This is a genomic window from Thermocatellispora tengchongensis, assembly GCF_014202315.1.
Classification (GTDB): domain Bacteria; phylum Actinomycetota; class Actinomycetes; order Streptosporangiales; family Streptosporangiaceae; genus Thermocatellispora; species Thermocatellispora tengchongensis.
In genome coordinates this window covers 89,699-105,744 of sequence record NZ_JACHGN010000018.1, presented here as the reverse complement: position 1 = coordinate 105,744, position 16,046 = coordinate 89,699, and the positions used below count along the sequence as shown (strand labels likewise).

1 protein-coding gene (cut by a window edge) is annotated in these 16,046 nt (G+C 72.4%); it reads right to left on the bottom strand.

Annotated elements, in window-relative coordinates:
* Positions 1-16,040 carry the start of a type I polyketide synthase gene (locus tag HNP84_RS55475; RefSeq protein WP_281396388.1) on the bottom strand. 20,758 nt of this gene lie to the left of the window's left edge, so only the first 16,040 of its 36,798 coding nucleotides appear in the window; its start codon is at positions 16,038-16,040; its stop codon lies beyond the left edge, outside the window.
* Between the last annotated feature and the right edge of the window lie 6 nt (positions 16,041-16,046).

The following is a 16,046-nucleotide window of genomic DNA, read 5'->3' as shown; positions in this document are numbered from 1 at the left end:
ACATCCGGGACGATCCCGGCCGCGGCCAGCAGCGCGACCAGACCCACCTCCACGGCGAACAACCCGGTCTGCGCGAACAGAGTCTGGTCCGCACGCTCCGGCCCGGCGCCGTCGTCCCCGACGCCTCCCAGGACCACGTCCCGGACCGAAACCCCCAGCTCGATCTCCAGCAGATCCGCCGCCCGATCAAACGCCGCCGCGAACACCGGGCTGGCCTCATACAACTCACGGCCCATACCGGCCCGCTGCGCGCCCTGACCCGCGAACACGAAGCCCACCCGGCCCACCCGGCCCGCCGGGACCACGCCCGAGATCACACCTGCCACCCGCTCACCGGCGGCCAGCGCTCCCAGCCCCATGACCAGCTCATCCGCGCCGGCGCCCAGCACGACCGCCCGGTGTTCGAAGATCGACCGAGTGGTCGCCAGCGACCAGGCCACGTCCGCCGGGTCCAGATCCGGGCGCGCGACGACATGGCTCAGCAGCCGACCGGCCTGCGCGGCCAGCGCCTGACCCGACCGCGCCGACACCAGCCACGCCACTGGTCCATCTGCCAGCACCGGCACCGGCGCATTCTCCGCGGGCATGCCGCCGGGCAAGCCCTCACCGATCGCTTCCTCCGCCACCGGCTCGGGCGCTTCCTCGATGATCACGTGCGCGTTGGTGCCGCTGATCCCGAACGAGGACACACCCGCCCGGCGCGGACGGCCATCCGCGGGCCATTCCTGCGGCTCGGCCAGCAACCGGATGTTCCCCGCCGTCCAGTCCACATGCGGCGACGGCTCGTCGGCGTGCAAGGACTTGGGCAGCAGGCCGTGCTGCATCGCGAGCACCATCTTCATCACCCCGGCCGCGCCCGCCGCGGCCTGGGTGTGGGCGATGTTGGACTTCACCGATCCCAGCCACAGCGGCCGGTCTTCGGGCCGGTCCTGACCGTAGGTGGCCAGCAGCGCCTGCGCCTCGATCGGATCGCCGAGCACCGTGCCGGTGCCGTGCGCCTCGACGGCGTCCACGTCGGCGGCCGAGAGCCGGGCGCTGGCCAGCGCGGCCCGGATGACCCGCTGCTGGGCAGGACCGTTCGGCGCGGTCAGGCCGTTCGACGCCCCGTCCTGGTTGATCGCGCTACCGGCCACCACCGCCAGCACCGGATGCCCATTACGCCGCGCGTCAGACAGCCGTTCCAGTACCAGCACGCCCACGCCCTCGGCCCACCCGGTGCCGTCCGCACCGGCCGAGAAGGACTTGCACCGGCCGTCGGAGGCCAGGCCCTGCTGCTCGGCGAACGCCGCGAACGCCGCCGGCGTCGCCATCACCGTCACCCCACTGGCCAACGCCAGCGAACACTCCCCCGCCCGCAACGCCTGCGCCGCCAAATGCAACGTCACCAGCGACGAGGAGCATGCCGTGTCCACCGTCACCGACGGCCCCTCCAGGCCCAGGACGTAGGACACCCGGCCGGACAGCACCGCGCCCGCGGTGCCGGTCAGCAGGAAACTCTCCGAACCACTGCCTTCCAGCCCCACGCCATACCCGGTCGGGGTCCCGCCGGCGAACACGCCGGTCTGGCTGCCCCGCAGCGACCGCGGCTGGATCCCGGCCCGCTCCAGCGCCTCCCAGGAGGTCTCCAGCAGCAACCGCTGCTGCGGATCCATCGCCAGCGCCTCACGCGGACTGATCCCGAAGAACCCCGGATCGAACTCACCCGCGTCGTAGACGAACCCGCCCTGAGCCGTCGCGCCATCACCCAGCAGGCCAGCATCCCAGCCCCGATCCACCGGAAAGCTGGATACCGCGTCCGTCCCCGAAACCACCAACTCCCACAACTGCTCCGGGCTACGCACCCCACCGGGGTAGCGGCAGCCCATCCCGACGATCGCGATCGGGTCGCCGTCCACCACCGCCGCCGCCACAGGCACGGCAGCGGCCGGAACATCGGCCACGTCGCCGAGCAGTTCCGACCTCAGATGCCGCGCCAACTGGGCCGGGGTCGGATAGTCGAAGATCAGCGTCGCCGGCAAGCGGACCCCTGCGAGAGCGGAGAGCCGATTGCGCAGCTCCACCGCGGTCAGTGAGTCGAAGCCGACATCGCTGAAGGCCCGGTCGGCTTCGATCGCCTCCGGAGTCGGGTGATGCAGCACCGCCGCCGCCTCCGCACGGACCAGCTCGGTGAGGATCTCCTCCTGCTCCTCCGACGTACGGCCCACCAGCCGCACCGCCAGCTCACCCGCAGGCCGGGACTCCCCGACAACGGCACCGCCGGCGGGAACGAGCGCCCGGATGTCGGGCAGTTCTCGAAGGAAGGGCACCTGCTCCGGATCGCTCAGGCCCATGGCGATCTGGGACCAGTCGATGGCCGAGACCGTCAGCCCGGCCTCACCGTCCTCCAACGCCTGCCCCAGCACCTGCAAGGCAACATCGGGGTCCAGCGCACTACTGGGCCCACCGGCCACGCGACGCGCCACGGTCGCATCGGACTGGGCCATTCCGCCGCCGGCCCACGCCCCCCAGGCGAGCGAGGTCGCGGCCAGGCCACGACCACGCCGGTTATCGGCCAGCGCGTCCAGGAACGCGTTCGCCGCCGCGTAGTTACCCTGACCACCGGCGCCGAACGTCGCCGCCGCCGAGGAGAACAGCACGAACGCCGACAGATCCAGATGCGCCGTCAGCTCATCGAGATGAACCGCCCCGCCCACCTTGGCCGCGAGCACATTCCCCAGCCGGGCCGGGCTCATCCGGTCCAGCACCCCGTCATCCAGCACACCTGCGGTATGCATCACCCCCGCCAGCGCCGGACCATCCGCGGCGATCCACCCCAGCAGCCCGGCCACCTCGGATCGGCTCGCCACGTCACCCGCCATGACCGCCACGGCCGTCCCGGCGGCGGCGATCCGCGCGGCCAGGCCGGCGACTCCCGCCGCGCCCGGACCCGACCGGCTCCACAACACCACCCGCGCCGCGCCACGCTCGGCCAGCCACACCCCGACACGCCCGCCCAGCGCCCCGGTACCGCCGGTCACCAGCACCGTGCCCCGGGAGAAGGAATCCCGCACCGCCGACTCGGGCGCACCCACCGGCCGAGGAGCCCGCACCAACCGCCGGCCGAAGATACCGGCGGCACGGATCGCGACCTGGTCCTCACCACACCCGGCCAGCACACCCACCAGCCGAGCCGCGGCCCGCGTGTCGAACGCCACCGGCAGGTCTACCAGGCCGCCCCACCGGTCCGGGCTCTCCATCGCCAGAACCCGGCCCAATCCAAGGACGTGGGCCTGCACCGGACTCGACACCGACTCCCGGGCACCGGCAGCCACCGCACCCCGAGTGACCATCCACAGCGGCGCGTCAACCCCGGCATCTCCCAGGGCCTGCACCAAGCCCACCGATCCAGCCAGACCGGATGGCACGAACACGTGATCGGGCAGCGGCACCTCCTCCAACGCCAGCAACGACAACACCCCGGCCACCCGGCCGTCCCCGGCCACCTCACCGATCCGCCCCGCCAGCACCTCCCGCGAAACGTCCTCCGCGGCGACCGGCACCACGACCGCATCCGCCCCCCGAGCACCCAGCACCCGGACACACTCCGCGGCCAGATCCACACCCGACGGGCCCGCCACCACCAGCCAGGTCCCCGTCAGGCGCGTCGGCTCCGGATCGGCGACCGGCACCCACGAGACCCGGTACCGCACATCCGCGACCGCCGACGCCTCACGCTCACGCTGCCGCCACGACGCCAGCACCGGCAGCACCTCGTCGAGCCTGCTTCCGGCATCCACCTCCAAAGCACCGGCCAGACCGGCCACATCACCACGCTCGACCGCCGCCCAGAACTGCGCCTCCATCGCCGACCCCGAACCGGCCGGCAGCGCACCCGCCCCAGCCCCGGGTGCCAGCGAGATCTCCGGCCAGAACCGCTGCTGCTGGAACGCGTACGTGGGCAGATCAACCCGCTGTCCAGGCTCCAGTACGGCCGCCCAGTCGACCGGCATCCCCACAACATGGGCCTGGGCCAGAGCGGCCAGCACGGCCTCGGCCGCGGGCAGGGACGGGTTCAGCATCGGGATGAACGGCACCTCTTCGGTGAGCGTGGCCGGGCCCATCCCCGACAGAGTTCCGTCCGGGCCGATCTCGATGAACACCGAGACCCCGAGACCGGCCATCGTGGCCACCGCGTCCGCGAACCGGACCGCACCACGCGCCTGCTCCGGCCAGTACCCGGCCTCCGGCGCCGTCACCACCTCGCCCGAGAGTGCTCCCACCCAGGTCACCGTCGGCGACGCATGCTGCAAACCGGCGGCCACCTCGCCGAGCTCATCCAGCACCGGGTCCATGAGCGCCGAATGGAAGGCATGGCTCACCCGCAGCCGCCGCACCCGCCGGCCCCGCTCCCGCCACTCCCGCACAACCTCATCGACCGCCGCCTCGTCACCAGAGACGACCACCGACGACGGGCCGTTCACCGCCGCCAGCGACACCCCCTCCACCCCGGCCAGCCCCGCCAGGACCTCCGCCTCACTCGCCCCGATCGCGGCCATCGCCCCACCCGACGGCAGGTCCTGCATCAACCGCGCCCGATTCGCCACCAACCGGCAGGCGTCCCGCAGGGTCAACACCCCGGCCGCATACGCCGCCGCGATCTCACCCACCGAATGACCCGCCACCACGTCCGGGACGATCCCGGCCGCGGCCAGCAGCGCGACCAGACCCACCTCCACGGCGAACAGGCCCGTCTGCGCGAACAGAGTCTGGTCCGCACGCTCCGGCCCGGCGCCATCGTCCCCGACGCCTCCCAGGACCACGTCCCGGACCGAAACCCCCAGCTCGATCTCCAGCAGATCCGCAGCGCGATCAAACGCCGCCGCGAACACCGGGCTGGCCTCATACAACTCACGGCCCATCCCGGCCCGCTGCGCACCCTGACCCGCGAACACGAACCCGACCCGCCCCGGCCCACCGGCAGGAGCCGCACCCGAGACCGCACGGCCCACCGACCGGCCCGCCGACACCGCCTCCAGACCACTCACCAGCTCGCCGCGATCGCCACCCCACACCGCCGCGCGATGCTCAAAGATCGACCGAGTGGTCGCCAGCGACCAAGCGACATCCGCCGGGTCCAGCTCCGGGCGAGCGACGACGTGGCTCAGCAGCCGGCCCGCCTGCGCGGCCAGTGCCTGCGCCGATCGTCCCGACACCAGCCACATCAGCGGCCCGCCCGCCAGCACCGGCACGTCCTGAGCCGTCGCCTCGTCGGCGGCATCCGCGCCCTCGGGCACCGATTCCAGCTCCGGAACGAGCGAGGGTGCTTCCTCGATGATGACGTGCGCGTTCGTGCCGCTGATGCCGAACGAGGACACACCCGCCCGGCGCGGACGGCCATCCGCGGGCCATTCCTGCGGCTCGGCCAGCAACCGGATGTTCCCCGCCGTCCAGTCCACATGCGGCGACGGCTCGTCAGCATGCAACGACTTCGGCAGCAGACCGTGCTGCATCGCGAGCACCATCTTCATCACCCCGGCCGCACCCGCCGCGGCCTGGGTGTGCGCGATGTTGGACTTCACCGATCCCAGCCACAGCGGCCGATCCTCCGGCCGGCCCTGACCATAAGTCGCCAGCAACGCCTGCGCCTCGATCGGGTCACCCAGCACCGTGCCCGTGCCGTGCGCCTCCACGACATCCACGTCCGAGGTGGACAGCCGGGCGTTGGCCAGCGCCGCCCGGATGACCCGCTGCTGGGCGGGTCCGTTCGGCGCGGTCAGGCCGTTGGACGCGCCGTCCTGGTTGATCGCGCTGCCGGCCACCACCGCCAGCACCGGATGCCCATTACGCCGCGCATCCGACAACCGCTCCAGCACCAGCACGCCCACGCCCTCGGCCCACCCGGTGCCATCCGCACCCGCCGCGAACGACTTGCACCGCCCATCCGAGGCCAGGCCCTGCTGCTCGGCGAACGCCGCGAACGCCGCCGGCGTCGCCATCACCGTCACCCCACTGGCCAACGCCAGCGAACACTCCCCCGCCCGCAACGCCTGCGCCGCCAAATGCAACGTCACCAACGACGACGAACACGCCGTGTCCACCGTCACCGACGGCCCCTCCAGACCCAGCACATACGACACCCGGCCCGACAGCACCGCCCCTGAGGTGCCCGTCAGCAGGAAACTCTCCGAACCGCTGCCTTCCAGACCCACGCCATACCCCGTCGGGGTCCCACCGGCGAACACACCGGTCTGACTGCCGCGCAGCGACCGCGGCTGGATCCCGGCCCGCTCCAGCGCCTCCCACGAGGTCTCCAGCAGCAACCGCTGCTGCGGATCCATCGCCAGCGCCTCACGCGGGCTGATCCCGAAGAACCCCGGATCGAACTCACCCGCGTCATACAAGAACCCACCCTGCGCCGCGGACAAGGCGGCACCATCGAGCATGCCGATGTCCCAGCCCCGATCCACCGGGAAACCCGACACCGCATCCGTCCCCGAGACCACCAGCTCCCACAACTGCTCCGGACTGCGCACGCCACCGGGGTAGCGGCAGCCCATCCCGACGATCGCGATCGGGTCGCCGTCCACCACCGTCGCCATAGGCACGGCCGGAACATCGGGCGCATCGCCGAGCAGTTCCGACCTCAGATGCCGCGCCAACTGGGCCGGGGTCGGATAATCGAAGATCAGCGTCGCCGGCAGGCGCACCCCCGCGAGAGCGGAGAGCCGATTGCGCAGCTCCACCGCGGTCAGAGAGTCGAAACCCAGATCGCTGAAGGCCCGGTCGGCTTCGATCGCCTCCGGAGTCGGGTGATGCAGCACCGCCGCCGCCTCGGACCGAACCAGCTCGGTGAGGATCTCGTGCTGTTCGGCCAGCGGACGTCCCGCCACCCGTACGGCCAGTTCTCCGGCCGTACGGGACTCGGTAGTAGCGGCACCGCCCGCAGCGACTAACGCCCGGATGTCGGGCAGCTCCCGCAGGAACGGCACCTGCTCCGGATCGCTCAGCCCCATGGCGATCTGGGACCAGTCGATGGCCGACACCGTCAGGCCGACCTCGCCGTCCTCCAGCGCCTGCCCCAGCACCTGCAACGCAACATCGGGGTCCAGCGCAGTACTGGGCCCGCCGGCGACCCGACGCGCCACCGTCGCATCGGACTGAGCCATACCGCCGCCGGCCCACGCCCCCCAGGCGAGCGACGTCGCGGCCAGGCCACGACCACGCCGATTGTCCGCCAGCGCGTCCAGGAACGCGTTCGCCGCCGCGTAGTTGCCCTGCCCACCGGCACCGAACGTCGCCGCCGCGGAGGAGAACAGCACGAACGCCGACAGATCCAGACCCGCCGTCAGCTCATCGAGGTGAACCGCGCCGCCCGCCTTGGCCGCGAGCACGTTGCCCAGCCGGGCCGGGCTCATCCGGTCCAGCACCCCGTCATCCAGCACACCCGCGGTATGCATCACCCCGGCCAGCGCCGGGCCGTCCGCGGCGATCCACCCCAGCAGCCCGGCCACGTCGGATCGGCTCGCCACATCACCCGCCATGACCGCCACGGCCGTCCCGGCGGCGGCCATCCGCGCAGCCAGCCGGGAGATTCCCGCGGCCTCCGGGCCGGAGCGGCTCCACAGCACGACCCGCGCGGCGCCACGCTCGGCCAGCCACACCCCCACACGCCCGCCCAGCGCGCCGGTACCACCGGTCACCAGCACCGTGCCCTGGGAGAAGGAGGCACGGACGGTGGAATCGGGGGCACCCACCGGACGAGGAGCCCGCACCAGCCGCCGGCCGAAGATGCCGGCGGCACGGATCGCGACCTGGTCCTCACCACACCCGGCCAGCACACCCACCAGCCGGCCCGCCGACCGCGCGTCCCACGTCTCCGGCAGGTCTACCAGGCCGCCCCACCGATCCGGACTCTCCATCGCCAGAACCCGGCCCAGCCCCAGAACCTGGGCCTGCACCGGACGCGACACAAACTCCCGCGCACCGGCGGCCACCGCGCCCTGGGTGACCATCCACAGCGGCGCCTCGATACCGGCATCTCCCAGGGCCTGCAGCAGGCCCACCGATCCGGCCAGACCCGACGCCACATAGGGGTGATCGGGCAGCGGCGCCTCCTCCAATGCCAGCAGCGACAACACCCCGGCCACCCGGCCGTCCCCGGCCACCTCACCGATCCGCGCCGCCAGTACCTCCCGCGAGACGTCCTCCGCGGCGACCGGCACCACGACCGCATCCGCTCCCCGAGCACCCAGCGCCCGGACACACTCCGCGGCCAGATCCACACCCGACGGACCCGCCACCACCAGCCAGGTCCCCGCCAGGCGGGACACCTGCGGATCGGCGACCGGTGCCCACGAGATCCGGTAGCGGACATCGGCCGCCCGTGCCTCCTCACGCTCACGCTGCCGCCACGAGGCCAGCACCGGCAGCACCTCACTGAACGGCCGCTGCGCGTCCACCTCCAGGGCACCGGCCAGCCCGGCCACATCGCCGCGCTCCACCGCCGCCCAGAACTGCGCCTCCATCGCCGACCCCGAACCGGCCGACAGCACGCCCGCACCGGCACCCGGCGCCAGCGAGATCTCCGGCCAGAACCGCTGCTGCTGGAACGCATACGTCGGCAGATCAACCCGCTGCCCGGCCGGCAACACCGCCGGCCAATCCACCTTCACACCCTGAACATGCGCCTGAGCCAGGCCGGCCAGCACCGCCTCGGCCGCCGGGACGCTCGGGTTCAGCACCGGAATGAAGCGCGCATCCAACTCCTGGTCGAGAACCGAGGCACCCATCCCCGACAAGGTTCCGTCCGGGCCGATCTCGATGAACACCGAGACCCCAAGACCCGCCATCGTCGCCACCGCATCGGCGAACCGGACCGCACCACGCGCCTGCTCCGGCCAGTACCCCGCCTCCGGCGCCGTCACCACCTCACCCGAGAGTGCTCCCACCCAGGTCACCGTCGGCGACGCATGCTGCAAACCGGCGGCCACCTCGCCGAGCTCATCCAGCACCGGGTCCATGAGCGCCGAATGGAAGGCATGACTCACCCGCAGCCGCCGCACCCGCCGACCCCGGCCCCGCCACTGTTCAGCGATGCGCTCAACGGCGGCGGCCTCACCCGAGATCACCACCGACGACGGACCGTTCACCGCCGCCAGCGACACCCCCGGCTCATCCCCCAACGCGGGGGCGATCTCGGCCTCACTCGCCCCGATCGCGGCCATCGCCCCACCCGACGGCAGGTCCTGCATCAACCGGGCCCGGTTCGCCACCAGCCGGCACGCATCCTGCAAGGTCAACACCCCGGCCGCATACGCCGCCGCGATCTCACCCACCGAATGACCGGCCACCACGTCCGGCACGATCCCAGCCGCGGCCAGCAGCGCGACCAGGCCCACCTCCACGGCGAACAGGCCGGTCTGGGCGAACAGGGTCTGGTCCGCACGATCGAGTCCGGCGCTGTCGTCCCCGGCCCCCAGGACCACGTCCCGGACCGCCACATCCAGCTCGGCCTCCAGCAGGGCGCACGCCTCATCGAACGCCGCCGCGAACACCGGAGACGCCTCATACAACTCACGGCCCATCCCGGCCCGCTGCGCGCCCTGCCCCGCGAACACGAACCCGACCCGGCCCGGCCCACCGGCAGGAGCCGCACCCGAGACCGCCCGCCTCACCGACCGGCCTGCCGACACCGCCTCCAGACCACTCACCAGCTCGCCGCGATCGCCACCCCACACCGCCGCGCGATGCTCGAAGGTCGACCGAGTGGTCGCCAGCGACCAGGCCACATCACCCGGATCCAGCTCCGGATGACCGGCCACATGGGTCACCAACCGGCCCGCCTGCCCGGCCAGCGCCTGCGCCGATCGTCCCGACACCAGCCACATCAGCGGCCCGCCCGCCAGCACCGGCACCGGCGCATTCTCCGCGGGCATGCCGCCGGGCAAGCCCTCACCGATCGCATCCTCCGCCACCGGCTCGGGCGCTTCCTCAATGATCACATGCGCGTTGGTGCCGCTGATCCCGAACGAGGACACACCCGCCCGCCGCGGACGACCATCCGCCGGCCACTCCTGCGGCTCGGCCAGCAACCGGATGTTCCCCGCCGTCCAGTCCACATGCGGCGACGGCTCATCAGCATGCAAGGACTTCGGCAGCAGGCCGTGCTGCATCGCCAGCACCATCTTCATCACCCCGGCCGCACCCGCCGCCGCCTGAGTGTGCGCGATGTTGGACTTCACCGACCCCAGCCACAACGGCCGATCCTCCGGCCGGCCCTGACCATAGGTCGCCAGCAACGCCTGCGCCTCGATCGGGTCACCCAGCACCGTGCCGGTGCCGTGCGCCTCCACCACGTCCACATCGGCGGCCGACAGCCGGGCACTGGCCAGCGCCGCCCGGATCACCCGCTGCTGGGCAGGACCGTTCGGCGCCGTCAGGCCATTCGACGCCCCGTCCTGGTTGACCGCGCTACCGGCCACCACCGCCAGCACCGGATGCCCATTACGCCGCGCATCCGACAACCGCTCCAGCACCAGCACGCCCACGCCCTCGGCCCACCCGGTGCCATCCGCACCCGCCGCGAACGACTTGCACCGCCCATCCGAGGCCAGGCCCTGCTGCTCGGCGAACGCCGCGAACGCCGCCGGCGTCGCCATCACCGTCACCCCACTGGCCAACGCCAGCGAACACTCCCCCGCCCGCAACGCCTGCGCCGCCAAATGCAACGTCACCAGCGACGAGGAGCATGCCGTGTCCACCGTCACCGACGGCCCCTCCAGGCCCAGGACGTAGGACACCCGGCCCGACAGCACCGCACCCGCGGTACCGGTCAGCAGGAAACTCTCCGAACCACTGCCTTCCAGCCCCACGCCATACCCGGTCGGAGTGCCACCGGCGAACACGCCGGTCTGACTGCCCCGCAGCGACCGCGGCTGGATCCCGGCCCGCTCCAGCGCCTCCCACGAGGTCTCCAGCAGCAACCGCTGCTGCGGATCCATCGCCAGCGCCTCACGCGGACTGATCCCGAAGAACCCCGGATCGAACTCACCCGCGTCATACAAGAACCCACCCTGCGCCGCGGACAAGGCCGCGCCATCGAGCATGCCGATGTCCCAGCCCCGATCCACCGGGAAACCGGATACCGCGTCCGTCCCGGAGACCACCAACTCCCACAACTGCTCCGGACTGCGCACGCCACCGGGGTAGCGGCAGCCCATCCCGACGATCGCGATCGGGTCGCCATCCACCACCGCCACTGCAGGCGTAGCGGCGGCGGCCGGAACATCGGCCGCATCACCCAGGAATTCCGATCGCAGGTACCGCGCCAGTTGAGCCGGGGTCGGATAGTCGAAGATCAACGTCGCCGGGAGCCGGACTCCACCAAGGGCGGAAAGCCGATTGCGCAGCTCGACCGCGGTCAGGGAGTCGAAGCCGACATCGCTGAAGGCCCGGTCGGCCTCGATCGCCTCCGGAGACGGGTGATGCAGCACGGCCGCCGCCTCCGCACGGACCAGCTCGGTGAGGATCTCCTCCTGCTCCTCCGACGGACGACCCACCAGCCGCACCGCCAGCTCACCCGCAGGCCGGGACTCCGCCACAACGGCACCGCCGGCGGGAACGAGCGCCCGGATGTCGGGCAGTTCTCGAAGGAACGGCACCTGCTCCGGATCACTCAGGCCCATGGCGATCTGGGACCAGTCGATATCCGACACCGTCAGGCCGGCCTCACCGTCCTCCAGCGCCTGCCCCAGCACCTGCAGCGCCAGATCCGGGTCCAGGGCCCTGGTCGGCCCGCTGCCGATCCGCTGCTCCACCGTCGCGGACTGGGCCATACCACCGCCGGCCCACGCCCCCCACGCCACCGACGTCGCGGCCAGGCCACGACCACGCCGATTGTCCGCCAGCGCGTCCAAGAACGCGTTCGCCGCCGCATAGTTACCCTGACCGCCGGCGCCGAACGTCGCCGCCGCGGAAGAGAACAGCACGAACGCCGACAGATTCAGATGCGCCGTCAGCTCATCGAGATGAACCGCCCCGCCCGCCTTGGCCGCGAGCACATTGCCCAGCCGGGCCGGGCTCATCCGGTCCAGCACCCCGTCATCCAGCACACCCGCGGTATGCATCACCCCGGCCAACGCCGGACCATCCGCCGCGATCCACCCCAGCAGCCCGGCCACCTCGTCCTTGCGGGCCACGTCACCCGCCATGACCGCGACCGCCGTCCCCGCGGCGGCCATCCGCGCGGCCAGAGCGGCGATCCCCGCCGCGCCCGGACCCGACCGGCTCCACAACACCACCCGCGCCGCGCCACGCTCGGCCAGCCACACCCCGACACGCCCGCCCAGCGCGCCGGTACCACCGGTCACCAACACCGTGCCCCGCGCGAAGGAATCCCGCACCGCCGACTCGGGCGCACCCACCGGACGAGGAGCCCTCACCAACCGCCGACCGAAGATCCCCGCGGCACGGATCGCGACCTGATCCTCACCACACCCGGCCAGCACACCCACCAGCCGGCCCGCAGCCCGCCCGTCGAACACCACCGGCAGATCGACCAGCCCGCCCCACCGATCCGGACTCTCCATCGCCAGAACCCGGCCCAGCCCCAGAACCTGGGCCTGCACCGGACGCGACACAAACTCCCGCGCACCGGCGGCCACCGCGCCCTGGGTGACCATCCACAGCGGCGCGTCAACCCCCGCATCTCCCAGGGCCTGCACCAGGCCCACCGATCCGGCCAGACCCGACGCCACATAGGGGTGATCGGGCAGCGGCGCCTCCTCCAACGCCAGCAACGACAACACCCCGGCCACCCGGCCGTCCCCGGCCACCTCACCGATCCGCCCCGCCAGCACCTCCCGCGAGACATCCTCCGCGGCGACCGGCACCACGACCGCATCCGCTCCCCGAGCACTCAGCGCCCGGACACACTCCGCGGCCAGATCCACACCCGACGGACCCGCCACCACCAGCCAGGTCCCCGCCAGGCGGGACACCGGCGGATCGGCGACCGGTGCCCACGAGATCCGGTAGCGGACATCGGCCGCCCGCGCCTCCTCACGCTCCCGCTGCCGCCACGAGGCCAGCACCGGCAGCACCTCACTGAACGGCCGCTGCGCGTCCACCTCCAGGGCACCGGCCAGCCCGGCCACATCGCCGCGCTCCACCGCCGCCCAGAACTGCGCCTCCGCCTCCGTCCCGCTGCCGATCTGAGGCCGCCCGGCCGGCGTCTGCGAACTCTGCGGCCAGAACCGCTGCCGCTGGAACGCGTAGGTGGGCAGGTCAACCTGCTGTCCGGGCTCCAGTACGGCCGCCCAGTCGACCGTCACCCCCTCGACATGGGCCTTGGCCAGGCCGGTCAGCACCGCGTCGGCCGCCGGGACGCTCGGGTTCAGCATCGGGATGAAGCGCGCATCCGACTCCAGAGCCGACGCGCCCATCCCCGAAAGGGTTCCGTCCGGGCCGATCTCGATGAACACCGAGACCCCAAGACCCGCCATCGTGGTCACCGCATCGGCGAACCGGACCGCACCACGCGCCTGCTCCGGCCAGTACCCCGCCTCCGGCGCCGTCACCACCTCACCCGACAACGCCCCGACCCACGTCACCGACGGCGACGCATACGCCAGACCCGCAGCCACCTCACCCAGCTCATCCAGCACCGGATCCATCAACGCCGAATGGAAGGCATGGCTCACCCGCAGCCGCCGCACCCGCCGGCCCCGGCCCCGCCACTCCTCGACCACCCGCTCCACAGCGGCGGCCTCACCCGAGATCACCACCGACGACGGGCCGTTCACCGCCGCCAGGGACACCCCCTCCACCCCGGCCAGCTCCGCCAGGACCTCGGCCTCGCTCGCCCCGATCGCCGCCATCGCCCCACCGGACGGCAGGTCCTGCATCAACCGCGCCCGGTTCGCCACCAACCGGCAGGCATCCTGCAGGGTCAACACCCCGGCCGCATACGCCGCCGCGATCTCACCGACCGAATGACCGGCCACCACGTCCGGGACGATCCCGGCCGCGGCCAGCAGCGCGACCAGACCCACCTCCACAGCGAACAGGCCGGTCTGCGCGAACAGGGTCTGGTCCGCGCGGGCGGACCCGGCGCTGTCGTCCCCGGCCCCCAGGACCACGTCCCGGACCGCCAGACCCAGCTCGGCCTCCAGCAGGGCGCACGCCTCATCGAACGCCGCCGCGAACACCGGACTGGCCTCATACAACTCACGGCCCATACCGGCCCGCTGCGCGCCCTGCCCCGCGAACACGAAGCCCACCCGGCCCACCCGGCCCGCCGGGACCACGCCCGAGATCACTCCTGCCGCCGGATCGCCGGCGGCCAGCGCCGCCACGCCCGACACCAACTCGTCCGCGTCGGCGCCCAGCACGACGGCCCGGTGTTCGAAGGTCGACCGCGTCGTCGCGAGCGACCAGGCCACGTCCACCGGGTCCAGGCCCGCGCCCTGTTGTACGAGGCTCGCCAGCCGCGCCGCCTGGGCCGCCAGGGCCGCTTCGGTGTGCCCGGAGACCAGCCAGGCGGGAGGGGTCCCCGTCAGCACCCGGGGGGACCCGTCGGGCGTCGCGGCCGAGTCGGCCGCGACGTCGTCTTGAGAATCCTGGCCCTCGCGCCGGCCGCCGGAGCCGGCTGGGGGCGCCTCCTCGATGATCACGTGGGCGTTGGTGCCGCTGATCCCGAACGCCGACACGCCCGCCCGCCGCGGGCTGTCGCCCGCCGGCCACGGCACCGGCTCCGACAGCAGCCGGACGTGACCGGCACTCCAGTCCACGTGCGGGGAGGGCTCTTGTGAGTGCAAGGACTTCGGCAGCATGCCGTGTTGCAGGGCCAGCACCATCTTGACGACCCCGGCCGCGCCCGCCGCGGCCTGGGTGTGCGCGATGTTCGACTTCACCGATCCCAGCCACAACGGCCGGTCCTCCGGCCGGTCCTGACCGTAGGTGGCCAGCAGCGCCTGCGCCTCGATCGGGTCACCCAGCACCGTGCCGGTGCCGTGCGCCTCGACGACGTCCACGTCCGAGGTGGACAACCGGGCGCTGGCCAGCGCCGCCCGGATCACCCGCTGCTGCGAGGGGCCGTTCGGCGCCGACAATCCGTTCGACGCGCCATCCTGGTTCACCGCGCTGCCGCGCACCACCGCCAGTACGCGATGCCCGTGCCGGCGCGCGTCCGACAACCGCTCCAGCACCAGGATGGCGGCTCCCTCGCCCCAGCCCGTGCCGTCCGCCCCGGCCCCGAACGACTTGCACCGGCCGTCGGAGGCCAGCCCTTGCTGCTCGGCGAACGCCGCGAATCCCACGGGCGTCGCCATCACCGTCACGCCGCCGGCGAGTGCCAGCGTGGACTCCCCCGACCGCAGCGACTGCAGCGCCAGATGCAGGGCCACCAGCGACGATGAACACGCCGTGTCCACCGTCACCGACGGCCCCTCCAGACCCAGCACGTACGAGACCCGTCCGGAGATCACGGCGCCGGAGGTACCGGTCAGCACGTATCCCTCCGAGCCGCTGCCTTCCAGGCCGGCGCCGTACCCGGTGGGCGTCCCCCCGGCGAACACCCCGGTCTGGCTGCCGCGCAACGACCGCGGATCGATTCCCGCCCGCTCCAACGCCTCCCATGACGTCTCCAGCAGCAACCGCTGCTGCGGGTCCATCGCCAGCGCCTCACGCGGACTGATCCCGAAGAAACCCGGATCGAAATCACCCGCGTCGTGAATGAACCCTCCCTGAGCCGCGGATGACATCGCGCCGTCGAATCCCGGCGCACCCAGCATGCCGCTGTCCCAGCCTCGATCCACCGGAAAAGCCGACACGGCGTCCGTACCCGAAACCAGGAGCTCCCAGAAATCTTCCGGGGCACGGACACCACCCGGGAATCGACAACCCATCCCGACAATCGCGATCGGCTCGCTCAATGCCGCGATGAAGCGCTTGTTCTGACGCCGCAGACGCTCGTTGTCGACCAGCGATCCCCGCAGTGCGGCAATCAGCTCTTCCGTGGACGATGCCATCGTGGGCTCCTGTTCAATCTTCTTTTCGTGCATTTAAGT